This window comes from Rhodococcus yunnanensis NBRC 103083 (assembly GCF_001895005.1).
GTDB lineage: Bacteria > Actinomycetota > Actinomycetes > Mycobacteriales > Mycobacteriaceae > Rhodococcoides > Rhodococcoides yunnanense.
Genome location: NZ_BCXH01000013.1, coordinates 1 through 23,299 on the forward strand (window position 1 = coordinate 1; position 23,299 = coordinate 23,299).

18 protein-coding genes are annotated in these 23,299 nt (G+C 65.8%); 10 read left to right on the top strand and 8 right to left on the bottom strand.

Features of this window, described 5'->3' with window-relative positions; all coding sequences use genetic code 11:
- Positions 1-54: 54 nt before the first annotated feature.
- Positions 55-882, bottom strand: coding sequence for a Cof-type HAD-IIB family hydrolase (locus RY1_RS19305; RefSeq protein WP_072805670.1), 828 nt, complete (start codon positions 880-882; stop codon positions 55-57).
- Between the two features lie 139 nt (positions 883-1,021).
- Here RY1_RS19305 and RY1_RS19310 point away from each other — a divergent pair, with 139 nt between their 5' ends.
- Genes RY1_RS19310 through RY1_RS19330 form a run of 5 tightly spaced genes read left to right on the top strand, consistent with a single transcriptional unit; the run spans position 1,022 to position 12,602 of the window.
- Positions 1,022-9,298, top strand: coding sequence for a non-ribosomal peptide synthetase (locus tag RY1_RS19310; protein WP_072805671.1), 8,277 nt, complete (start codon positions 1,022-1,024; stop codon positions 9,296-9,298).
- Positions 9,295-10,257 carry an ATP-binding cassette domain-containing protein gene (locus tag RY1_RS19315; RefSeq protein ID WP_072805672.1) on the top strand — a complete coding sequence of 321 codons (963 nt, stop codon included), beginning with the start codon at positions 9,295-9,297 and terminating at the stop codon, positions 10,255-10,257. Before RY1_RS19310 ends, RY1_RS19315 begins: the two co-directional genes overlap by 4 nt.
- Entirely contained in the window at positions 10,254-11,030 is a 777-nt protein-coding gene (locus RY1_RS19320) for an ABC transporter permease (protein ID WP_072805673.1), read from the top strand. The genes RY1_RS19315 and RY1_RS19320 overlap by 4 nt, the downstream gene beginning before the upstream one ends.
- Entirely contained in the window at positions 11,027-11,809 is a 783-nt protein-coding gene (locus RY1_RS19325; protein ID WP_072805674.1) for an ABC transporter permease, read from the top strand. Before RY1_RS19320 ends, RY1_RS19325 begins: the two co-directional genes overlap by 4 nt.
- Before the next feature lie 49 nt (positions 11,810-11,858).
- Entirely contained in the window at positions 11,859-12,602 is a 744-nt protein-coding gene (locus RY1_RS19330) for a CPBP family intramembrane glutamic endopeptidase (protein WP_072805675.1), read from the top strand.
- 3 nt (positions 12,603-12,605) lie between these two features.
- Here RY1_RS19330 and RY1_RS19335 read toward each other — a convergent pair whose 3' ends face one another.
- Genes RY1_RS19335 through RY1_RS19345 form a run of 3 tightly spaced genes read right to left on the bottom strand, consistent with a single transcriptional unit; the run spans position 12,606 to position 14,607 of the window.
- Positions 12,606-13,106 carry a GNAT family N-acetyltransferase gene (locus RY1_RS19335; RefSeq protein ID WP_072805676.1) on the bottom strand — a complete coding sequence of 167 codons (501 nt, stop codon included), beginning with the start codon at positions 13,104-13,106 and terminating at the stop codon, positions 12,606-12,608.
- Positions 13,103-13,852: a lysophospholipid acyltransferase family protein gene (locus tag RY1_RS19340; RefSeq protein ID WP_072805677.1), complete on the bottom strand. Its 750-nt coding sequence runs from the start codon at positions 13,850-13,852 to the stop codon at positions 13,103-13,105. The genes RY1_RS19335 and RY1_RS19340 overlap by 4 nt, the downstream gene beginning before the upstream one ends.
- Before the next feature lie 2 nt (positions 13,853-13,854).
- Entirely contained in the window at positions 13,855-14,607 is a 753-nt protein-coding gene (locus RY1_RS19345) for a lysophospholipid acyltransferase family protein (protein WP_072805678.1), read from the bottom strand.
- Between the two features lie 65 nt (positions 14,608-14,672).
- On the opposite strand from RY1_RS19345, the gene RY1_RS19350 reads away from it, so the two are divergent.
- Positions 14,673-15,521, top strand: a complete 849-nt coding sequence (locus tag RY1_RS19350) for a hypothetical protein (protein WP_072805679.1) — start codon at positions 14,673-14,675, stop codon at positions 15,519-15,521.
- On the opposite strand, the gene RY1_RS19355 is transcribed toward RY1_RS19350, so the two are convergent.
- The gene (locus RY1_RS19355; RefSeq protein WP_084727580.1) at positions 15,472-16,341 is read right to left on the bottom strand and encodes a DUF6597 domain-containing transcriptional factor; all 870 of its coding nucleotides are present in this window, start codon (positions 16,339-16,341) and stop codon (positions 15,472-15,474) included. The genes RY1_RS19350 and RY1_RS19355 overlap by 50 nt on opposite strands.
- A 60-nt stretch (positions 16,342-16,401) precedes the next feature.
- Between RY1_RS19355 and RY1_RS19360 the strand changes: the two genes are divergently transcribed.
- On the top strand, positions 16,402-16,803 hold the full coding sequence (locus RY1_RS19360; RefSeq protein ID WP_072805680.1) for a DUF3224 domain-containing protein: 402 nt from the start codon (positions 16,402-16,404) through the stop codon (positions 16,801-16,803).
- A gap of 84 nt (positions 16,804-16,887) precedes the next feature.
- On the opposite strand, the gene RY1_RS19365 is transcribed toward RY1_RS19360, so the two are convergent.
- The gene (locus tag RY1_RS19365; protein ID WP_072805681.1) at positions 16,888-18,804 is read right to left on the bottom strand and encodes an APC family permease; all 1,917 of its coding nucleotides are present in this window, start codon (positions 18,802-18,804) and stop codon (positions 16,888-16,890) included.
- Between the two features lie 52 nt (positions 18,805-18,856).
- Here RY1_RS19365 and RY1_RS19370 point away from each other — a divergent pair, with 52 nt between their 5' ends.
- On the top strand, positions 18,857-20,107 hold the full coding sequence (locus RY1_RS19370; protein WP_072805682.1) for an NAD(P)/FAD-dependent oxidoreductase: 1,251 nt from the start codon (positions 18,857-18,859) through the stop codon (positions 20,105-20,107).
- A gap of 9 nt (positions 20,108-20,116) precedes the next feature.
- Here RY1_RS19370 and serS read toward each other — a convergent pair whose 3' ends face one another.
- Positions 20,117-21,370 (bottom strand): serine--tRNA ligase, encoded by a 1,254-nt coding sequence (gene serS / locus RY1_RS19375; RefSeq protein ID WP_072805683.1) that lies wholly within the window; start codon positions 21,368-21,370, stop codon positions 20,117-20,119.
- Between the two features lie 55 nt (positions 21,371-21,425).
- A complete protein-coding gene (locus RY1_RS19380; protein ID WP_072805684.1) occupies positions 21,426-21,818 on the bottom strand; it encodes an ankyrin repeat domain-containing protein in 393 nt (130 codons plus the stop codon).
- A gap of 34 nt (positions 21,819-21,852) precedes the next feature.
- Between RY1_RS19380 and RY1_RS19385 the strand changes: the two genes are divergently transcribed.
- Positions 21,853-22,944: a septum formation family protein gene (locus RY1_RS19385; RefSeq protein WP_072805685.1), complete on the top strand. Its 1,092-nt coding sequence runs from the start codon at positions 21,853-21,855 to the stop codon at positions 22,942-22,944.
- Positions 22,945-22,957: 13 nt separating this feature from the next.
- Positions 22,958-23,290 carry a metallopeptidase family protein gene (locus RY1_RS19390; RefSeq protein ID WP_084727582.1) on the top strand — a complete coding sequence of 111 codons (333 nt, stop codon included), beginning with the start codon at positions 22,958-22,960 and terminating at the stop codon, positions 23,288-23,290.
- The last annotated feature ends 9 nt before the right edge of the window (positions 23,291-23,299 follow it).

A 23,299-nucleotide genomic window follows, 5' to 3' on the forward strand; every position in this document is an offset into this window, starting at 1 on the left:
GTTACGCCCCCGTGGCACGCAAATGCACGTGCGTTTGCGGGGAAGCGGCGGGGGTCACCACCAGCGTTCGAGCACCTGCGCGACCCCGTCTTCGGCGTTGGTGGCGGTCACTTCGTCGGCGACGGCGAGGGCCGCTGGGTGCGCGTTGCCCATCGCCACCCCGAGGCCGACCATTTCCAGCATCGGTACATCGTTCGGCATGTCTCCGAACGCGGCGATCTCGGCAGGGGCGACGTTGACCCGCTCGGCCACGATGCGCAGTCCCGACGCCTTCGTCACACCCGGCGCCGACAGTTCGATCAGACCGTTGTCGGTGGAGAACGTCACGTCGGCGCGTCCGGCCATGTGCGGCGCAAGCGCTGCCACCATGTCGCCGCTGCTGGCGTGGGACAGCCTGATCAGCAGCTTCACCGCCGGGGTGTCGAGCACCTCCTCGGACGACATCTCGGTGTTGTCCGGGTTGAGCCACGCGTGCTCGTAGCCGGGTGAGCTGACGAACTGAGGCGTTGCCGCATCGTGCGCGGTGGCTCCGACGCGTTCGGCGGCGAGACCGCAGCCGGGCAGAACGTCGTATGCGATCTCTGCCAGCTGACCCAGTGTCTCGGCCGACAGCGTCTGGGCGTCGAGAATCCGATCGGTTCCGCTGTCGTAGATCACCGCACCATTGGCGCAGACGCACATCGGGGCGTAACCGAGCTGTTCGACGACGGGCGAGATCCACCTCGGCGGCCTGCCCGTGGACAGCACGAACGGAGTGCCCTCTTTCACCATCGCGATCACGGCCCGTCGAGTGCGCTCGGTGACCTTCTCATGATCGTCGAGCAGGGTGCCGTCGACATCACTGGCGACGAGGCGGGGCTTGGTACGGCTGGTGTCAGGCATCGGTCGTCATTGTGCCCTAACGACCCGACAGTACGGCCCTGGCATACCACCCAGGGTGGGGAAACGCTCACCCTCGGTGCGCGCGCGCCACCTCGAGGGTCCGTGTCCGACGACGCGATTCCGGACGAACGTGAGGTGCATGGATTTCTCCCCGGCACCCACATCCCAGGTCCCCACACCCCCGGCGCCCACAACCCCGGCGCTCTTTCCGCTCTCGGCTGCGCAACGCGGCATCTGGTTCGCCCAGCACCTGGACAGCGATGTGCCGATCTCCATCGCGCAGTTCATCGAGATCCGCGGCAACCTCGACATCGACAGGCTGACCACGGCCGCGATGGCCGCGGGCCGCGAATTCGGGACCGGCTATCTGCGGATCGTCGAGGTCGACGGTCACCCGATGCAGACCGTGGATCCTCAGGTCGACGACTCGCTTCCGCATCTGGATCTTCGCGGTGAAGCCGATCCGATCGCCGCCGCGCATGCCTGGATGTACGACGAGTACTCCGCACCTATCGACCCGACGCGCGATCGCCTCGTCACGATGGCGATATTGCGGGTCAGCGACGAGCATTCCTTCTGGTACACCCGCATCCATCACATCGCGCTCGACGGCTACGGCGCGATGACGCTGCTCAAGCGGTGCGCCGAGCTGTACACCCTCGGCTCCGACGCGCCTGCGGGCCGCGCCGAGAAGCTGTCGTCCATCGTCGACGCCGACGTGCAGTATCGGTCCTCGGAACGATTCGTGGCCGATCGCGCCTACTGGACCGAACACCTCGCGGGATTGTCGGATCCGGTCAGTCTTGCCGGTCGCGCGGCTCCGGCGGGCGGACACCCGCGTCTGCACCGCGGCGGGCTCGGCCCGGAACTGTCGCGGAGGCTCGAAGCTGTTGCCTCTGCACTCGATTCGACCGTCGCGCCGGTCACCGTCGCAGCGTTCGGGGCATACCTTGCCGCCGCCACCGACAGCACGGAAGTGACGCTGAGCCTGCCGGTCTCGGCACGGACGACCGCGGTACTGCGTCGATCCGGCGGCATGGTGGCCAACGTCGTCCCGCTGCGGTTGCGTGTGCACTCGACCACCTCGGTCGCCGACCTGGTCCGCGACGCACAGCTCGAACTCACCGGTGCACTGCGCAGGCAGCGGTACCGTCAGGAGGACATCGCGCGTGACCTCGGTACTCCGGCGTCGGGATTCGGGCCCTCGGTCAACATGATGATGTTCGATACCCGAATCGTGCTCGGCGAGTTCGTCGGTCGGCTACATGTCCTGACCTCGGGCATGATCGACGACTTGTTCGTCAACGTCTACCCCGGCAGTGCAGCGGACGGAGCGCCCCAGGCGAACTCCGGCGACAGCGAGAACTTGCACATCGACTTCCAGGGAAATCGAGAGCTCTACACAGCCGCCGACCTCGAACGCCACCACACTGCCTTCCTTGCGTTCCTCGAACGTTTCCTCGACGAGCCGGCAGCACCCGTCATCGGGCTCGCCATGACGGAGATCGACGAGATGCACAGCGGGTCCGAACCCGCCGCAGCACAGACGTTTCCCGAGATTCTCGAAGGCGCTGCGCGTCGGAATTCCACTGGAATCGCAGTCGTGACAAGTGGGTCCGCGTTCACGTATCGCGAACTCGACGAGCATTCGAACCGCCTGGCCCGCTCACTCATCGACGCCGGTGCTGGACCGGAAACCTCTGTTGCCGTGTCGATCTCACGGTCCTACGAATCGATCGTCGCGATGTGGGCCGTCGCCAAGACCGGTGCCGCATTCGTGCCCGTGGATCCGACGTACCCGGCGGACCGAATCGACTACCTACTCGGCGATTCCCATGCCCACCTCGTCGTGGACGTCGACTCCGTGACCGCAGACCTGTCCGGGCACTCTCCCGCGCCGATCACCGACGCAGACCGAACCGCACCGATCCATTTCGGCACTGCGGCGTACGTCGTCTACACCTCCGGGTCGACCGGGCTCCCCAAGGGTGTCGTCGTCACCCACGGCGGACTCGCGGACCTCGTCGACGACGGTATTGCGCGTCTGTCGATCACCGAGTCGTCGCGGATCTCCCACGCTTATTCGCCGAGCTTCGATGCGTCCCTGTCCGAACTGCTGCTCGCGTTCGGCGCGGCCGCGACGGTCGTCGTCGTGCCCCCGGGAACGTACGGAGGCAACGATTTCGCCGATCTGCTTCGGACACATCGGGTCACGCACGTGGACGTGACGCCCGCAGTTCTCGGCACCCTCGATCCCGCCGATCTGCCCCAGCTGACCCATGTAATCGTCGGTGGCGACGCCTGCCCATCGGAGCTTCGCGCCCGGTGGGTAGGCGACCGGCGGATGTTCAACGGGTACGGGCCGACCGAGATGACGGTGACGTCCACATACAGCCCCCCGATGAGCGTCGACGGTCCGGTCACGATCGGCGGCCCTATCGGTGGCACGTCGGCGATAGTACTGGACCGCTGGTTGCGGCCGGTCCCGGTGGGAAGTGTCGGAGAGCTCTACCTGGCAGGCGATTCCATGGCGCGCGGATACCACGAGCGCCCAGCAGTGACGTCGTCGCGCTTCGTCGCCAGCCCGTATTTCCCCGGCGAACGCCTCTACCGCACCGGTGATCTGGTGCGATGGACGCCGGACGAACAGCTGGAATACATGGGTCGCAGCGACTTCCAGGTGAAGATCCGCGGCTTTCGCATCGAACTCGCCGAGGTCGACGCGGCACTCTCCGCCGCAGCGAACCTGGACTTCGTCACCACGGTCGGGCATCGAACTGATTCCGGTGCAACACTTCTCGTATCGTATGTCAAACCCGCTGGCGACGTACCCGTGGACGTCGCGCGGCTGACGGCGCATCTGACGGGCACACTTCCCGCGTACATGGTGCCGTCGTCGATCATGGTGCTCGATTCCATCCCACTCACCCCGGCAGGCAAAGTCGACCGACGCGCACTCCCCCGACCGGTGTTCACCGCGGCGGCGACGTCCCGGCGCCCGAGCACACCACGTGAGGTCGCCATCGCCGCGTTGTTCGAGGAGGTCCTCGGCGTCGACTCGGTCGGTGCCGACGACAGCTTCTTCGCACTCGGTGGTGACAGCATCGTCTCCATTCAACTCGTCTCACGCGCCAAGTCCGCTGGTCTCGTCTTCACCGCGCGAGATGTGTTCGAGCGCAAAACCGTTGCCGGGCTCGCCGAAGCGGCAACCGACGTGGCATCCGCTCCCGTTCTGACGGAGCTCGCCGGCGGTGGTATCGGCGAGGTCCCGATCGTCCCGGTGGTCGCCGAGATGCTGGCCGCAGGAAACTTCCGCACGTACAGCCAAGCCGCCCTGATCACCGTCCCGGACGGTGTTACCGACGAAGCCCTGATCTCCGCGGCGTCGCAGCTGATCGATCATCACGACGCACTGCGTTCGCGAATCGCACGGACCCATGAGATCCTTCCCGTCGGATCTGTCGACGCCGCAGCGATCTTCACCGTGACTCCACACGATCCGGATTCGGCGCTTGCCGCCGCCGCTGATCGTCTCGACCCGAGCACCGGGAACGTGATCCAGCTCGCCCGAGTCGAGAACTCCCTGTGGATAGTGCTGCACCACATCGCCGTCGACGGCGTGTCGTGGCGAATTCTGCTTCCGGACTTCGCGACCGCAGCGATGGGCGGAACCCTGTCGCCCATCGGTACTTCGATGCGGCGCTGGGCGCACGGACTCACCGAGCACGTGGCCGACCGCATGGACGAGCTACCACTGTGGGCTGCCATCGCGGCCACCGAGGATCCGCTGCTGTCCGAGCGCAGTGTCGATCCCGATCTCGACACCGTCCGCTCACGCGCATCCGTCTCGGTCACGGTGCCCACCGCCGTCACCGATGTCGTACTGACCACCGTCCCCGACCGCTTCGGATGCGGGCCGAACGACGCACTGCTGGCCGCCCTCACCCTCGCCGTCACACGATGGCGGTCCAGGCCGACGGCGGTGGTGAACCTCGAAGGGCACGGCCGCGAGGAACACACGGTGCCGGGTGCCGACCTCACCCGCACCGTCGGATGGTTCACCTCCGTTTTCCCTGTCGCTTTCGACCTGAGCGACATCGACACCGTCGATGCCTTCGACGCGGGGCCTGCAGCCGGATCGGCGCTCAAAGCCGTCAAGGAGCAACTGGCGGCGATCCCCGACCACGGGATCGGTTACGGCATGCTTCGGCACATCGGTGGCGCGTCCGAACTTGCTGTGACACCGCAGATCTCGTTCAACTACCTCGGCCGGGCGCAGTCGGCGACGAACTCGCCCTGGATTCCGAGACGATTTTCGTCGCACGCAGATTCGTCGATGCCACTGTCGGCCGCCATCGAGATCGATGTCATCGCCGAGCAGACCGACACCAGCACACAGCTGGTAGCGACCTTCGCCTACGCGTCGGGCATGTTCGACGACGTCGACGACCTGGCGACGGCCTGGCTCGATGCACTCACCGCGCTGGCAGCTCATACCGCCGACGAGACCGTCACCCGGCACACACCGTCGGATTTCCCCCTCGTTTCCACGACGCAGCGCGAGATCGAATCGTGGGAGGCGCAGTTCCCTGCGCTCACTGAAGTGTGGCCGCTCTCGCCGCTGCAGGAGGGTTTGCTCTTCCACGCGGTGTTCGATGCCGAGGGTCCCGACAGTTATATCGTCCAGTCGATTCTGACGCTCGCGGGCACCGTCGACGCAACACGGTTACACGATGCAGCCCAAGCTCTCGTCGACCGCCACGACAGCCTGAGAGTCGCGTTCCGCGAGCTGGATTCGGGACCGCGTCAGATCGTGCTCGATCAACTCGATGTCTGCTGGACGGAAATCGATCTGCGCGAGGAGACGAACATCGACGCCGCCGTCGAGCACATTCTCGGCACCGATCGCATGACGCGGTTCGACATGGCAACCCCGCCGCTCATCCGCTTCGCCCTGATTCGGACGTCGGACGACGGCTATCGGCTGCTGATGACCAACCACCACATCCTGCTCGACGGATGGTCGACGCCGCTTCTGGTGCAGGAGTTGCTCACGCTGTACGCGGTGTTCGACGGGGTCGGTGCGCTCCCCCAGGCACGGTCCTACCGGGACTACCTGAGTTGGCTTGCCGACCAGGATCGAGGGGCGTCCAGGATGGCCTGGAGGCAGGCGCTCGCCGGGGTCGATTCGGCGACGCTCGTCTCGTCTGCCGGCCGCCTCGCCGCGGATACCGCGGCAGGAGAGCACTCCCGGTCACTCGGACCCGACGTGACCGCCGCGCTGCATGCGCTCGCCCGTACGCACGGACTCACCGTCAACACCGCCATCCAGACGGCATGGTCGATCATGCTCTCCTCGCTCACCGGATCCACCGACGTGGTGTTCGGCGGCACGGTGTCCGGACGGCCACCCGCGTTGCCCGGCGTCGAGGAGATGGTCGGATTGTTCATCAACACCGTCCCGGTCCGAGTCCGGCTCGACCCGCGAGAATCGCTCGCGGAACTGATGTCTCGCGTGCAGCAGGAACAGGCGCAGTTGCTCGACCACCAGTACGTCGGACTCAGCGAGATACACGAACTGGCCGGTCTACCCGAATTGTTCGACACCATGACGGTATTGGAGTCCTATCCGGTGGACCGCGCGGCCATTGCGCACTCGCTCGATCTGGCCGGAATGCGTGTGCTGGACGCCGAGGGCACCGATGCGACGCCGTACCCGTTGAGCCTGTTGATCATTCCCGGCGAGTCACTCTCGCTCACCGTGAAGTATCTGGAGGAGGCCGTCGACGGTCCGCGTGCCGAACGGGTCCTCGACCAGTGCGTCGAACTGTTGGAACGCATCGCAGCCGAACCCGACCTACGCGTGCGCGCCCTGACCGCAACGGGCACTGCCGCTGCACACGGTGAGCCGTCGGTCGCACCGCGCACCCTCGCCGAGATATTCACCGACACTGCGTCGCAGCATCCAGGCCGGGTCGCCGTCCGATTCCGCGGCGTCGACGTGACCTACGGTGAGCTGGACGAGCGGTCGAACCGGTTGGCACGCATGCTGATCATGCACGGAGCGCGTCCGGAAACCATGGTCGCACTGTCGATTCCGCGTTCGATCGAATCGGTCGTCGCCATGTGGGCTGTCGCCAAGACCGGCGCAGCATTCGTCCCGATCGATCCGAATCTACCTACCGATCGCATCGAACGGATGCTCGACGACTGCGGTGCACGGCTCGGCCTCACCGTCGACGGCATCTCTCCTGCGTCGCCCGATCGGGTGACGTGGTTCGACGCCACGACTGCGCCGCACTGCTCCCGGTCCATCGCCCTGCCCACACCGCGTCAGGACAACCTCGCGTACATGATCTTCACCTCCGGATCCACCGGAGTACCCAAGGGAGTCGCAGTCACGCACCGAGGTCTGGCCAACTTCGCTGCCGCACAGGCGGAGCAGTTCGGTGTCGATTCCGCCGCACGCGTCCTGCACGTCGCATCCCCGAGCTTCGACGCGTCGATCTCGGAGTCGCTCATGGCATTCGCCAACGGCGCCACGCTCGTGGTCGCGCCGCCCTCGGTCTCGGCAGGTGACGAGCTCGCCGAACTGCTCACTACCGAAGAGGTGTCGCACATGGTCATCACACCGGCTGCGCTCTCGACGGTCGACCCGATCGACAGCGTGCGCGTCCTCGCCGTCGCCGGCGAGGCACCGGGCCACGAGGTGATCGACCGCTGGTCGCGAGATCGCATCATGCTCAATCACTACGGCCCGACCGAATTCACCATCTGGGCAACCGGTTCGGAGCCGTTGGACGCCGATGGCCCGATCGACATCGGCCGTCCCGTGCGGGGCGCGACGACCCGCGTCCTCGACAGCTGGCTGCGACCGGTCACCGACGGAGTTGCCGGCGAGCTGTACCTCTCGGGCCCTGCTGTTGCGCGGGGGTACCAGAATCGCCCAGGACTCACGGCAACTCGGTTCGTGGCGGATCCGGACAGCCCCGGTACGCGTATGTACCGGACGGGCGACATCGTGCGCTGGGACGGCGATCGCCTTCGGTACCTGGGCCGAGCCGACTTCCAGGTCAAGATCCGCGGCTTCCGCGTCGAACTCGGTGAGATCGACGCGGTGTTGACCGAGGTTCCCGAGGTCGATTTCGCCGTCACCATCGGCACCGAGGCGCCCTCGGGGACCACTGTTCTGGTGTCCTACGTGCTACCCACGGACGCCGCGACGCTCGACACCGAGCGACTGCGCACGCACGCTTCCGATCGACTGCCCGGTTACATGGTGCCCTCGCTCGTCCAGATACTCGACTCGATCCCGCTGACGGCCGTCGGCAAGCTCGACAGCGCAGCATTGCCCGCACCCGAGTTCGGAGATCGGCGCCGACGCTATCGGGCCCCGCGGACACCCCTCGAGACGCTCGTCGTCGATACGTTCACCGAGGTACTCTCCCTCGACGGCATCGGAATCGACGACTCGTTCTTCGATCTGGGCGGCAACTCGCTCGTCGCGACCCGGGTGGTGACACGCGTCAACCAGCACTCGGGTTCTGCTGTGGCACTGCGTGATCTGTTCGAGGCACCCACCGCGGCAGCGCTGGCGGCCCGAGCGGAGAACGCGCACGGAAGCGGCAGCACCGGGCCGGCTCGGAGTCCCTTCGACTCGCTTCTTCCGCTGCGCACCGACGAGAACTCGGCACCGCTGTTCTGTGTCCATCCGGCGTCGGGGCTGGCCTGGTGCTACGCAGGCCTCGCCTCCGCCCTCGGCGCGGGCACACGCGTGTACGGCATACAGACGCCGGGACTGACCGGCTCTCCTGCGGCTCCGCAGTCGCTGCACGACGCCGTGGAGCTGTATCTCGACGAGATCAGGACAGTACAGCCGCATGGGCCGTACAACCTGCTCGGCTGGTCGTACGGCGGGTTCGTCGCACACGCCATCGCCGCGAGGTTGCAAGAACTCGGCGAGGAGGTGTCTCTGCTCGCGATGCTCGACCCGAACATGGACTCGTGCGAGCTGGAACCGCCTGCGACACTGAGTACGGGCGAGTTCTTCGACCAGTTCGCACCGATCCTCGGCATCGACGGTGTCGGTCCGCACATCACCGCCGACGAGGCGGCTGCGCGAGTACGCGAGACGTTCGAGACCGACATGGTCGAGGCCGTTCACATCGACCGGCTCGCGGCGTCGTACGACAACGCAGTGCGGTCGCTCGCCGGTTATCGACCCGCAGTCTTCGACGGCGACGTCCAGTTCTTCAGCGCGCGCACGGACGGACCCTCACGGGCGGCCGACAGTTGGAATCCGTACGTCACCGGCCGGGTCTTCGACCATCCGGTCGATGCCACGCACGACTCGATGATGAATCCCGCAGCAGTGCACTCGATATCGACCACCCTACGAAACGGAGTCCTCACATGAGAGGCGACCTGTCGATCGAAGTATCCGGACTTCGCAAGTCCTTCGGCAACGTACATGCACTGCGCGGCATCGACTTCGCCGCCGAGAAGGGGCAGGTACTGGCCGTTCTCGGACCGAACGGCGCGGGAAAGACGACGACCGTCGGAGTTCTCACCACTCTCGTCACCCCGGACAGCGGGACCGCACGAGTCGCGGGCCACGACGTGGCTCGTGACCCTGCCTCGGTCCGCGCGTCGATCATGTTGACCGGCCAGCACGCAACACTCGACGAAACCCTCACCGGTTACGAGAATCTCGTCATGTTCGCCCGGCTGATGGGGCTGCGGCGGCATGCCGCCAAGCGCCGCGCCGAGGGCCTCCTCGACGAGTTCGGTCTGACGAATGCTGCGAATCGCCGCGTCGGCCGGTACTCGGGCGGTATGCGCAGACGGATAGACATCGCGTGCGGCCTCGTGGTCCCTCCCGAGGTGGTGTTCCTCGACGAGCCGACCACCGGCCTCGATCCGCGCAGTCGTCAGGCAGTGTGGGACTTGATCGCCGGGTTGTCGAGCCGCGGCATCACCACGCTGCTCACCACACAGTATCTGGAGGAGGCGGATGTGCTGAGCGACCGGATCGTCGTCATCGACCACGGAACGGTCGTCGCCGAGGGAACATCCGAGGAACTCAAGGCGCGCACGGGCGGAAGCTACTGCGAGGTGGTCCCGCTGCATCCGCACGATCTGCCTGCCGTCGCCACTGTTCTGCGATGCATGTTTCCCAGTGGGTTTCTCCTCGATCCGGCGTCCGATCGTGTGTCCGTCCCCGCGCCCGACGGCGCCCGGACCCTCACCGAAGTGCTTCGCCGACTCGACGAGGAAAACCTCGAATTGGTCGACATCGCCTTGCGCAGACCGTCACTCGACGAGGTGTTCCTCTCGCTCACCGGCTCTCCCGCACCCGAGATGGTGGCGTCGTGACCGCGCCGACCCGCTCGCCGGGCATCCAGTGGTGGGTGCTGACCTCCCGAACCCTCCGGACATCCATGCGCACAGGTGAATTCATCACCGCGCTGATAGCCCCCGTGGTGTTCACCGTCGGGCTGTTCCTGCCCCTGCAGAAGGTGATCTCGGCATTCGGCAGCGGAGTGAGCGACTTCGGGCAGTTCATGATGCCGCTGATCGTGCTGCAGGCCATCGCATTCACGGCCATCTCCTCGGCGTTCCTCGCGGCCACCGACTCCGTGGACGGTATCAACACCCGATTCGCGTCGATGCCGCTTTCGCCTGCCGTTCCGCTGGCTTCCCGCGTCGCGACGGGAATGTCGAAATGCGCCATCTCCATGGCGTCTGCGCTCGGCTGCGGCTACGTGATCGGATTCCGGCTGCCGGACGACACCGTCGACTCGGCGTTGTTCTTCGTGCTCGTTGCGCTCATCGCCGCGACGTTGATCACCGGGGCCGACATGATCGGAACACTGTCGAAGAGCCCCGAGGCGACAACGCAGATCCTCATCCTCCCGCAGCTGGTTCTCGGCATGCTCTCCAGCGGCTTCGCGCCGGTCGATCAGTTCCCGCACTGGGTGCAGCCGTTCGTGCGCAATCAGCCCGTCTCGCAGTTCTCGGCGGCGCTGCGCGGCCTCGCCGACGGATCCGCCGTGCCCTCCACTGTCTTTCCGGCTCTGCTCTGGCTCGCCGGCCTGTCGATTCTGATCGTCCCCCTGTCCCTTCGAGCGAACACGAGACGCCCATGAGCGAGAACTCCGCCGCCCTGCTGATTCCCCAGACTCTGATCCAGAGCAAAAGACTGCTGATCCACCTCGTCCGCGATCCGATGACACTCGTGCAGTCCATCGTCTATCCGGCACTGATGCTCGTCATTCTCGACATCGTTCTCGGACAGCAGGTTTCCGCATTCTCCGGTACCAGCTCACTGTTCGGCACAGTACCGATGACCGCGTTGCTCAGCGCCATGCTCGGATCCGTCGCAGGCGCAGTCACCCTCGGCCGCGAATGGGACGCCGGGATTCTCGCGCGGTTCTGGGTACTGCCGGTGCACCGCGCGTCGTCACTGACGGCCAGAGCGGCGGCCGAGGCGGCCCGAATCCTGTCCACGACGGCCGCCATCACGGCCATCGGCTTTCTGCTCGGATTCGGATTCGAGGGCCAGTGGTACTCGGCGGTGCTCTTCGTCGCGGTTCCGGTGGTCTTCGGTATCGCATTCGCGACGGCAGTCATCGCCGCGTCGTTCGTCCTCGGCAAGACGGCACTCGTCGAATCGGTCTCGCTGCTGTGCTCGCTCGCGATGTTCCTCAATCCCGGTTTCGTGCCGCTCGCCGCCTACCCCACGTGGATTCAGCCACTCGTTCAGTACCAGCCGATGAGTTGCGCGATCGAAGCCATGCGGGCGATTGCGATGGGTGAGCCTGCAGGCTCGTCGCTCGCCGCGGCGGGAGCCTGGTCAGCGGCCATCTTCGGGATCGCTGTCGTTCCTGCGTACCGCGGTCTCCGGCGCGCCACCCAACCTCGCTAGCGTTCGCGGCCGACGGGCGTTCTCAGGAATCGTCCGTACACTCGGCGGGATGCTCATGACCAAGGAGGCCGCTACGGCAGCCCGCTGGCGCGGCTTCCACGCGTATCTCGACGTCGCCGTAGTCATCGTCGTTCTTGTCGGCACCAATCTGATCGCTCACTTCACCACGGTCTGGGCCAGCATCGCCACGGTCCCCATCGCGGCCGTCGTCCTGGTTGCCCTGACGCGTCGGCGCGGGCTGGGTTGGGCAGAACTGGGACTGTCACCGAAACAGTGGAAGACCGGGTCGGTGTACGCGCTCGCTGCCGTCGGGCTGGTGGTGACCGTCGTCGCCATCGGCGCTCTGTTGCCGATGACCAGGCCGTTCTTCATGGCGGATCGGTACGCGACCATCTCTGCCGCGCTCGTGGCGTCGATGATCGTCATTCCGCTGCAGACCGTCATCCCCGAAGAACTCGCATTCCGCGGCGTACTTCACGGCACGCTCGGACGCATTTACGGTGCTCGCGGGGTTTTCGCCGCCGGGTCGCTGCTGTTCGGGCTGTGGCACATCGCGTCGTCGCTCGGGCTTACCGCTGGAAACGCCGGTCTGAGCAACTTCCTGGGCGGTGGCCTGTTCGGCCAGGTCGCCGGTATCGTCGCCGCCGTTCTCGCCACCGCGGCCGCCGGCTTCGTCTTCACGTGGCTCCGGCGTCGTAGCGGCAGTTTGATTGCTCCGATCGCGCTGCACTGGTCGCTCAACGGCATCGGAGCCTTGGCAGCGGCACTGGTGTGGCACGCGTCCGTCTCGTAACCGTCAGCGCAGTTCGTCTGCCACCAGGTCCATCAGTAGGCCGTCGTGGAATCGGTCGCCCCCGACGTCGCGTTCGTAGGCCCGCATGATGCCCACCGGCTGAAATCCGACCGCCGAGTAGCAGGCGATGGCGGCGGCATTGTCCGCAGCGGGATCGATGACCAGGCGGTGATGGCCACGGTCGTCGATCAGGTGCCGGGCCAGCGTCCGCACCGAATCCTGCCCGATCCCCTGACCGTGTACCTCGGGGTCGACGAAGATGTCGATCGACGCATGCCGGTACATCGGTTCGCTCTCCTCGCCGTACTGGATCATCCCGACGACCGATCCGCGGAGCACGATCGCCAGCCGCACCGACTCGGGGTCGTCGAACGGCCAGGATTCGGCGGCGTCGTCGTCACCCCATCGCGCATGGACCTCGGGGGTGTGCAGAATCCGCCTCAGATCGCCGACGTGAGCCTCACAGACCGTCTCGAGCTGCACGATGTCGCCGTCGAGGATCATCGACTCTTGCGAGCGGCACGACGCGCCGCCAGCTCCGCTTCTTCGATCTCGGCCGCCGCCTCCGGTGTCGGCGCGGTGCCGCCGAGCCGCGCCGGTACCCACCGTGCGCTCGGGGGATGCTCGTAGCCGTCCTGCGCGCACTTCAACGCGGCGTCCATCGCGGTGCGAAGCTCGACCGTCAGTTCGTCGGGAGTGCCGTGTGGACCGATCGGCGTTCCGACGGTGATATGGATCGGAAAATTGTTCCTTCCCAAGGCTTTCGGGATGTCCTTGGTCATGATGCGCTGCGCGCCCCAGATCGCGACCGGCACGATGGGGACGTTCGCCTCCAACGCCATTCGGGCGGCGCCGGATTTGAACCGTTTGAGTTCGAAACTGCGGCTGATGGTCGCCTCCGGGTAGACGCACACCACCTCACCTGCACGCAACGACGCGACGGCCGCGGCATACGATTCGGCGCCCGCCTCGCGATCGACACCGATGGCCTTGCAGTGCCGCATCAGAAACCCGACGATCGGGTTGCGTTCCAGCTCTTTCTTCATCATGTACCGGACATGTCGTTTGCCTTGCCGCGCAACGAGTCCGACCTGCATGAAATCGAGATACCCGGTGTGGTTGACGGCGATGACCGCGCCGCCCTCCCGCGGAATGTTCTCGGTGCCTCGGTAGGTGATGCGCAGGCCCTGCGTGAACGCGATGGCGCGAACCAGTCCGCTGAGAGCGGCATACACAGGCTCGCGCGACATCGTCAGTTGTCCTTCTTCGCCTGTCTCGCTGCAGCTTTCGCCGCTGCCTCTTCCGCGTCGAGCGTATTGGCCGCTGCCAACGTCGGCGCGCTGCCGCCGAGACGAGCGGGCACCCAGTAGGCGCCGGGCTCGTGCTCGTAACCCTGTTGAAGCTCCAGCAGCATCCGCTGCATCGTCGAGTGCAGTTTCTCGGTCAGCTCGCTCGGAGGTCCGACCGGATCGATGGGCGCTCCGACGGCGATCGAAATCGGAGTGTTGGTGCGGCCCAACCGCTTCGGGAAGCCTTTGGTCCACACTCGCTGCGCGCCCCAGATGACCGTCGGGATGATCGGCACACCCGCCTCGATGGCCATCCGCGCTGCACCGGACTTGAATTCCTTGATCTCGAAGCTTCGGCTGATGGTCGCCTCGGGGTACACGCCGACGAGCTCGCCTTTGCGCAACGACTGCACCGCCGCCTTGTATGACTCGGCGCCCGCACCGCGATCGACCGGAATGTGCTTCAGTGCGCGCATGACGGGGCCGGAGATCGTGTTGTCGAACACTTCCTTCTTGGCCATGAAGCGGATGTACCGCTTCACCCTTCGCGGCGGAAGGCCCGCGTAGGTGAAGTCCATGTAGCCGGTGTGGTTGACAGCCACGACCGCGCCCCCGGTAGCAGGGATGTTCTCCTCGCCCTCGACCTGGAATTTCAGACCTTCGAACGCGAAGACCACACGGGCGATGCCGATGACGGATCGGTAGACGGGTTCCACAGTCGGCTAGCGTAGTCGTAACCACAGCTCGGGGAGAAGACGTACTTGGGGAAGGTCCGCTGAACATGAGTTTGCTTCGCAGTATCGCTTTCACCGGTGTCGGACTGCTGGGGGCAGTTCTGACGCTCACCGCATGTGAGGGCGACGGCCAGCAGGGCATACCCACCGATCCCCCGAAAGCCTCGACGACCACCCCTGAAACAACCACGACCACCACCACCAGCATGCCGCTGCCGACGACCACCGCCGCACCTACCCCTGGACCTGTCGTCGGCGATGTCCCCGGAAACCCGCAGGCAGCACCGGCGCTGCGAGCATTTCTCGGCGATCTCGTAGCCGGTGGTGTACCCGCGGTGACGCCGACGTGCTGGACCGTTGCGCCGACCGAGCTCCCGCTTCAGTACGCCGACGTGTCGGCGATCCTGGATGCGGCGGCAACGCCAGGGGTCGACGGCCAGAGCGTCGTCACCTGGACCGGCCCGGTGTCGACGGTATCGATCGCACGCAGCGACGTCGCATCCGGATACGCCTGCCCGCGCGTCCGCCCGACCGGAACCGAGCCGCAGTACTCCGACGCCGACGCCGAGTACACCGTCGCGAGGTACCTCGGCCGCTTCACGGGCACACCGGTGTCCCCCGCCGACCTCGAAGGCGACTACCCGCTCGTCTGCGCGAACAGCGCTACCTGGGACCCACAGGGCACGGGAGCGCCGACGATCCCGCCGCTGGCGAACAATCCCGGCCGGCTCACCGGGTCCGCGTCGTACAACCCGGGCAGCGTCTACGTCGCGGCCACAAACGCGGCGTACACCACCGTGTACGCCGACGTCACCGATGTCACGGGGTTCGAGCAGAACCAGGTGTTCACTCTGACCCTCGCGGGAAGCGGGTACTGCATCGGCGACGTGGCCTGACCCACCCGTCGTCACTGTCACACCCGTCGTCACTGTCACACCCGGGCGCGGAGCGCATACCTCGCAGGCGACATACCGACCATCGCCGTGAAGTCCCGGACCAGATGGGCCTGGTCGCGTAGTCGAGTTCGGCTGCCAGCGCGGCCCAGTCGACGGTTCCGGTGGCCCTGGAGGTCGCCTCGTGCAGTCGATAGCGCCGGATGACCCAGGCCGGTCCCAGACCCACGTACTCCGCGAACAGCCGATGCAGGGACCGCACGCTCATGTCGAGGTGCTCGGCCAACTGCGTCGCGCGGGTGAAGGATCTGTCCCGCTCGAGCAGAGCCACCGCGTCGGCGACGACGGCTATGTTCGGATCCAGTTCGGTCGGTGGCTCGATGCCTGCGACGAGCAGGCCGACGGCCTCTGCAGGATCGTCCGTCGCAGCGACCCGCTCGCCGACGTCGTTCCACATTCCGGGCACGAGCGCGTCGACGATCCCACTCACGGGACCGTCGATGAACGGTGCGATCCCGCCCGGCTCGAATCGAACCCCGATAGCGCGGCCGACTCCCTCCACGCTTCGATCGAACCGAGATCGCTGCGGTCCCCACAGCTGACCACCGGCCCCTTCCACGACGAAGTTCGCCGCTGGGTGCGGCAGCACCGATTGCAGATACGCATCGCGATCGCCGCGGTCCCAGCGCACCATCCAGATCCACGACACGTAGGGAGCAAGCGCCTCCGGGGGATCGAAGCGCCGGAAGTCGAATTCGCCGTCGGGCGCCGTGTGCAGGACGCCGCGGGCCGAATCCAGGCGCCGCGCCGGTAGTTCCGTCATGGCGACAAGCCTGGCACGAATGTTCAATAGCCGACCACCGAAAATTTCTATCGTTGTGTCATGACCACAGAGACACGCGCCGATTTCGAGATCACCGGCTGGGACCAGCACCCCTACGACAGCGCATTTGCCGCCGAGGGCAGGGAACTCGCCACAGCCACTGTCCGCAAGACGTTCACCGGTGCACTGATCGGCACATCCGTCGCGCAGCTCATGACCGTCGGCCAGGGCGACGGACGCGGTTACCTCGCCACCGAGGAGTTCGACGGCAGCCTCGACGGTCGCGCAGGAGGCTTCGTGATGCAGCACGGCGGCGTCGGCGATGCGCAGGACGCCGCCGCGTTCGGCAATATCGTGCCCGGCTCCGGAACCGGTGAGCTCGTCGGAATCCACGGGACCGTCGAGTATCAGCACGACGAATCCGGGGCTCGGGTGTTCGTGCGGTACGCACTGCGCGCGTAGTCGCCCACCACGCTGGGAAGATCGCTTGAATAGTCCATTCATACGATCAGATAGCTTGAAGCGCACATTCAAGCGGCAAATCCGTCAGCCCACATGCACGTTCGGCCTGCGTTCGACGTCCGGTTCGGCCCGGCGGATCACCTCGCGCGTCACCGGAGCGACCTCCCCGACGCCGATGAACAGGAACCGCAACAGGTTGACGACCGGATTTCCTTCCGACCACTCGAAGTAGGCGTCGGGGCGCACGCCCGTCGTGTCGCGGATCTTCAACAACACAGCGGCGATCGAGTTGGGCACAGCGGCCGCGTCGACCCACAGGATCCGATAGTCACCGCGTTGCCTGCCGTGCACGAGCAGATCGGTCGAGAATTCCGACGCATCCGTGATGTTGGCTTCCAGGAACAGGATCGGTTGTCCCGCAGGGATGTTGCTGTCCTTCCGCTGCTGCGCCTCTTTTGCGGCGTAGGCTTCCATGTCCAGATGACGAGAGTCGTGGCACACCAACCGAATACTGCCCTGCGATGCCGCTTCCTCGATGAATCCCAGTGCAGCTTCGTCGAATTCGACGGAAGTGCTACGCAGTTCGAACGAACGCGTGACCCTGGACCAGAACGAGACCACCAGAATCGCCACGATGAAGAACGATGCAACTTTGACCCCGTCGGGACGCTCGAAGATGTTCGCGACTGTCGTGTACACGAAAATCGTTGCCACAGTGGCGAACAACCACATCTTGCCGCGTTGGCCGCGGCGCGCAGCCGAGAGCGTCACCGCAACGGACGCCGATGTGATGAGCACGAGAACACCCGTCGCATATGCGGCGCTCTGCGCGTCCACACTCGCGTCGAAGTACACGGTGACGACGAACGCGATGACCGAGAACACCAGCACCAGCGGCCGAACCGCCCGAGCCCATTCCGGCGCCATGCCGTACTTCGGCAGATACCGCGGCACCAGATTCAGCAGGCCTGCCATCGCCGACGCCCCGGCGAACCAGAGAATCGCGATGGTACTGACGTCGTACACGGTCCCGAACGCACTACCCATGTATTCGTGCGCCAGGTATGCGAGCGCACGTCCGTTCGCTTGGCCGCCGTTCTCGAATTCCTGCTGGGGTATCAGGACGGTGGTGACGATGCTCGACGTCAGCAGGAATCCGCTCATGATGAGCGCAGCCGTCGTGAGCAGGCGTTTCGCACCTCGAATGCGTCCGGCCAGCGCGTCCTTCGAATCCGACTGAATCTGCGGCATCACCGCGACGCCCGTTTCGAAGCCGGACAGCCCGAGTGCCAGTTTGGGGAACACGACGAGGGCGACGGCGATCATCATCAGCGGATTTCCATGCTCGGCCGTCATCGCGTGTTGCCAGTCGGTCACCAGTGACGGCGCCCGCGCGATCTCCCAGAATCCGACGAAGATCACCACCAGGTTCAACGCGAGGAACGTCCCGACCAAGGCCACTGCGATCCCGATCGCCTCGGTGAATCCCTTCAGGAACACCGCCGCCAGGAGCGCCAGCAGCACAAGCGTGATGATCACCTGTGCGCTGCCCACACCCGTTGGCGCAAAAGGATTCTCGACGACGTGCGCCGACGCGTCCGCCGCCGACAGTGTCATCGTGATCAGGAAGTCGGTCGCGGCGAATCCGAGCAACACGAGCACGAAGATCTTCCCACCCCATTTGGGCATGAGTTTTTCGAGCATCGCGATCGAGCCTTCACCGTGCGGGCTCTCCCGGGCGACGCGGCGGTACACCGGGAGGGCACCGAAGAGCGTCAACAGAATCAGCACGACCGTGGCCAGCGGCGCCAACGTGCCCGCCGCGAGCGCTGCGATCCCCGGCTGATACCCGAGCGTCGAAAAGTAGTCGACACCCGTCAGGCACATCACTTTCCACCACGGGTGGGTGTGCTCGACCGTGCGCGGCTTGCGATAAGGACCGAGGTGGCCCGACGGCTGTTCGGTGATGTCACTGAGAAGCCACGACCGCAGACGCACCATCAGCAGAGCGTAAACCTGTCGAACCTTCGCGAGCAGAACTACTGTTGAACCCATGACTCACGTGGTGGTGGCCGGAGCCGGTCTCGCTGGAATTGCTTGCGCACACGAACTCGGAAAGAAGGGCGTCGACGTCACCCTGGTGGATCGCAACGACTACCACCAGTTTCAGCCGCTTCTCTATCAGGTCGCGACGTCGCAGCTGCCTGCCGTGGACGTGGCACGGCCGCTGGCGTCGATCTTCCGGTCGCTCGACTCGGTTCGGGTGATTCAGGCCGAGATCACCGACCTCGATTTCGAGGCCCGTTCCCTCGTGGCGGCAGGCGAGACGATCACAGGTGATCACCTGGTGGTGGCTGCAGGGGCGACGGCGAATTTCTTCGGAACGCCCGGCGCCGAGGAGTTCTCGTATCCGCTCTACTCGGTGGTCGACGCGGAGAAGCTCCGCCACCACGTCAGCGACCTCCTGGGAGGCGCGCACGACCCGCTGGACGTCGTCATCGTCGGGGGCGGTCCAACAGGGGTCGAGACGGCAGGGGCGTTCGCCGAGCTGTTCCGCGCACTGCGCAAGATGGACCATCCAGGAGGCCGCGGCGAGGCCTGGCTGATCAATCACGGACCTGATCTGTTGGCTCCGTTCAGCGACAAGTCACACACCTACGCGCACGACAAGCTCGTCGAACACGGCGCAAAGGTTCGTCTCGGGGTCGGCGTGACGTCCGTCGACGCCGAAGGTGTGGCGCTGAGCGATGGAACGCGCATCGCCTCACGCACGGTGATCTGGGCGGGCGGCGAATCGGCGTCCCCGATCGCCGCGACGGCAGACACCACGCCGGGACGCGGCGGCAGGATCGATGTTCTCGCCGACCTCACCGTCGCGAACTTCGACGAGGTCTACGCCGTCGGCGATGTCTCGAACATCCCCGGCGCCGACGGGAAGGCACTACCGCAGTTGGGTTCCGTCGCCCAGCAGGCCGGATTGTGGGCGGCCGAGAACATCCTGCGGACCATCAAGGGGAAGCCCAAGAAGCCGTTCGCCTACCGCGACAAGGGCATCATGGCGATGATCGGCCGCGGCGCCGCCGTCGCCGAGGTGGGTGCACACCGACACGAAGTCGAGGGCCCCTTGGCATTCGCGGCATGGCTCGGCGTCCACGCCGCCCTGCTCAGCGGCGCGCACAGCAAGGTCGACGCCTTCCTCTCCTGGGCGTGGGACTACTTCGACAGCGATCACTCGGCAATCGTCGAGTGCCACGGAGATCCGAAGCGGATCGCGTGGGCCGACGACGTCAAGCCGACGATCTGAGGCGGCTACTCAGCGCAGTACGTCCGTCCCCACGAACGGAACAAGAGCCTCGGGGACTCGGACGGTGCCGTCTGCCTGCTGATGGTTCTCGAGGATCGCCACGATCCACCGCGTCGTCGCCAACGTCCCGTTCAGTGTCGCGGCGATCTGTGGCTTGCCTGCCTCGTCGCGGTATCGCACGCCGAGGCGCCTGGCCTGGAACGTCGTGCAGTTCGACGTGGACGTCAGTTCGCGGTAGGCGTTCTGGGTGGGGACCCATGCCTCGCAGTCGTACTTGCGCGCAGCCGAGGAACCGAGGTCCCCGCCCGCGACGTCGATGATGCGGTACGGAAGCTCAACGGCCGCAAGCATTTCCCGCTCGAACTCGAGCAGCTTCTTGTGTTCGGCCGCCGCGTCCTCGGGCTTGATGTAGGAGAACATCTCGATCTTGTCGAACTGGTGGACGCGGATGATCCCGCGTGTGTCCTTGCCGTAGCTGCCCGCCTCACGACGGAAGCACGACGACCAACCGGCGTAGCGCTTCGGGCCGTCGGACAGGTCGATGATCTCGCCCGAGTGATAGCCCGCCAGCGCGACTTCCGACGTCCCGACGAGGTAGAGGTCGTCGGCTTCGAGGCGGTAGATCTCGTCTGCGTGTGCACCGAGGAATCCGGTGCCCGCCATGATCTCCGGCCGCACCAGCACCGGCGGAATCATCATCGTGAAGCCGTTCTTGACGGCCTTCTGCGCCGCGAGCTGCAGCATGCCCTGCTGCAGCAGCGCACCGTATCCGGTCATGAAGTAGAACCGTGAGCCCGAGACCTTCGCGCCGCGTTCCATGTCGATCAAGTTGAGCGATTCGCCGAGTTCGAGGTGGTCCTTCGGCTCGAAGTCGAACGTCGGAATCTCTCCGACGGTCTCGAGCAGTACGAAGTCGTCCTCGCCGCCTGCCGGTGCGCCGTCCTCGACGATATTGGCGATCGCCCGCTGGGCGAGGTCGAGTGCCGCGTCGGTGTCGTGCTGTGTCGCCTCGGCTGCCTTGACCTTCGCCGCCAGCTCGGAGGCGCCCGCCAGCAGCGCAGGCCGCTCGTCGGGGGACGCTTTGCCGACCTTCTTACCCAGCGCCTTCTGCTCGGCACGCAACTGATCCCCGGCCAACACGGCGGCGCGGCGAGAGGAATCTGCCTCCAACAGCACATCGACGAGTCCGGGGTCTTCACCACGGGTGCGCTGCGAGGCTCGGACAACATCAGGGTTCTCGCGGAGGAACTTGAGGTCGATCACGCTACGAAACCTTACTTGTCCCGCAACCCACGGCGGTTCTTGCGTCCGCCGTCCTTCACTGACCGAGCAACCCCAGGTAGTCCTCGCGGCCGAACATACGAGCTGCGTCGACCGCGGACGGATGCCCACCGAGCGGATCGGCCCCACCCTCGACGAGCGCCTTCACGACGTCGTCCTCCCCTTTGAACACGGCCCCGGCGAGCGGGGTCTGGCCCTTGTCGTTGGGACGGTCGACGTCGGCACCTCTACTCACCAGCAGCTCGACCGTCGCCGCGTGGCCGTGATAGGCCGCCAACATGACGAGTGTGTCGCCTGCCTCGTTGTTCAGGTCCACCGGGACACCCGCGTCCAGGTACCCGGCCAACGCTTCCGTGTCACCGGTGCGGGCCATGGTGAAGAGCCGGCCCGCGAGCTCGGCGACGTCAGCGTCATTCTGTGGTGCCGTCATGAGAGACGAACATACTCGGGCATGATGGACGGTGATGTCCTCCAGCGATCCGGGTAAGCCTGGGAATCCGACGCCGCGACGCGACCAGCGCACAGTGACTGCGCCGGTTGCGCGTCGTGGCCTCGCCTTGGTCGCCATCGGCGCCGTTGCTGCCGCCGTCGTGACCCTGTATTTCTCCGGGGGCTTCTCGCAGCCGGAGAAGATCACGACGCACTCCGCTGCCGGGCCCGCAACCACCGGAGCAGTGTCGGGAAAGACCTTCGGCTCGGCCGCGCCAGGTGATTGTCTGCAGTGGACGCCCACCGACGACCCCGAAACGGACCGGCAGGATCTCGCCGAGGTCTCCTGCGCCGAACCACACCGATTCGAAGTCGCGAAGGACATCGACATGTCGGCGTACCCCGGCATCGAGTTCGCTCCGGGCTCGGCGTACCCGGGAGCCCTCCGATTCGGCCAACTACGCGACGAACACTGCGTCGATGCCGTCGACGACTACCTCGGTACCAAATTCGATCCGAACGGCAAGTTCAGCGTCGGTTTGATGTTCCCCAGCCAGGCGGGGTGGGCGTCGGGCGAGCGGACGTTGCGATGCGGAATCCAGCAGTCGTCGAACACCGGCATTCCGCAGGAGATGGCGGGATCGGTGCTCGATCAGGATCAATCGAACGTGTGGGACGTCGGCACCTGCATCGGTATCACTCAGAACGTCCCGTCCGATCCGGTGGACTGCAGTCAGGCTCACGCTTTCGAGGTCGCATCGGTCGTCGACCTGCAACAACAGTTCCCGAGCGGAATCCCGAGCGAGGCCGATCAGGACGCCTACCTCGAACCGGCGTGCACCACCGCCGTCAACACCTACCTCGGTTCCGACACCGCCCTGCGCGACAAGACCCTGACCCTGTTCTGGAACACGATCGACGTCACCAGCTGGCTCGCCGGAAGCCGGCAGGTCAGCTGCTCGGTCGGCAAGGAACTCGACGAGGGCGGATTCGCCACCATCACCGGCACCGCACAAGGGGACATCCTGATCAACGGTCAGCCGCCCGTTCCACCGCCGTCGACGCCCGACGGCCGCGCCCTTCCGACCCCGCTGCCCGGCGCAGCCCCGATCACCCCGGGAGGGTGACATTCCATTCAGCATGAGTCGCGCGGACTTCGAGAACGCCGTCGGCGACGCCCTGGACACACTGCCGCCGGACATCATCGACCGAATGGACAACGTCGTCGTCCTCGTCGAGGAAGAGCACCCCACCGAGGACATCCTCGGGTTGTACGAGGGCGTCGCACTCACCGACCGCTACGAATACAGCGGCCACCTGCCCGACGTCATCACCATCTACCGGCGACCGATCCTCGAGATGGTCGACGACGGCGACACCGCCCGCCGCGAAATCGCCATCACCGTCGCCCACGAGGTGGGCCATCATTTCGGAATCGACGACGAGCGGTTGCACGAGTTGGGGTTCGGCTGATTTCTGGCC

Coding starts and splice junctions, on each gene's coding strand:
- RY1_RS19310 (WP_072805671.1), top strand. CDS start 1,022: ATGGATTTCTCCCCGGCACCCACATCCCAGGTCCCCACACCCCCGGCG.
- RY1_RS19390 (WP_084727582.1), top strand. CDS start 22,958: ATGAGTCGCGCGGACTTCGAGAACGCCGTCGGCGACGCCCTGGACACA.
- RY1_RS19350 (WP_072805679.1), top strand. CDS start 14,673: ATGAGTTTGCTTCGCAGTATCGCTTTCACCGGTGTCGGACTGCTGGGG.
- RY1_RS19385 (WP_072805685.1), top strand. CDS start 21,853: ATGTCCTCCAGCGATCCGGGTAAGCCTGGGAATCCGACGCCGCGACGC.
- RY1_RS19380 (WP_072805684.1), bottom strand. CDS start 21,818: ATGACGGCACCACAGAATGACGCTGACGTCGCCGAGCTCGCGGGCCGG.
- RY1_RS19360 (WP_072805680.1), top strand. CDS start 16,402: ATGACCACAGAGACACGCGCCGATTTCGAGATCACCGGCTGGGACCAG.
- RY1_RS19330 (WP_072805675.1), top strand. CDS start 11,859: ATGCTCATGACCAAGGAGGCCGCTACGGCAGCCCGCTGGCGCGGCTTC.
- RY1_RS19370 (WP_072805682.1), top strand. CDS start 18,857: ATGACTCACGTGGTGGTGGCCGGAGCCGGTCTCGCTGGAATTGCTTGC.
- RY1_RS19355 (WP_084727580.1), bottom strand. CDS start 16,341: ATGACGGAACTACCGGCGCGGCGCCTGGATTCGGCCCGCGGCGTCCTG.
- RY1_RS19305 (WP_072805670.1), bottom strand. CDS start 882: ATGCCTGACACCAGCCGTACCAAGCCCCGCCTCGTCGCCAGTGATGTC.
- RY1_RS19340 (WP_072805677.1), bottom strand. CDS start 13,852: ATGTCGCGCGAGCCTGTGTATGCCGCTCTCAGCGGACTGGTTCGCGCC.
- RY1_RS19315 (WP_072805672.1), top strand. CDS start 9,295: ATGAGAGGCGACCTGTCGATCGAAGTATCCGGACTTCGCAAGTCCTTC.
- RY1_RS19335 (WP_072805676.1), bottom strand. CDS start 13,106: ATGATCCTCGACGGCGACATCGTGCAGCTCGAGACGGTCTGTGAGGCT.
- RY1_RS19325 (WP_072805674.1), top strand. CDS start 11,027: ATGAGCGAGAACTCCGCCGCCCTGCTGATTCCCCAGACTCTGATCCAG.
- RY1_RS19365 (WP_072805681.1), bottom strand. CDS start 18,804: ATGGTGCGTCTGCGGTCGTGGCTTCTCAGTGACATCACCGAACAGCCG.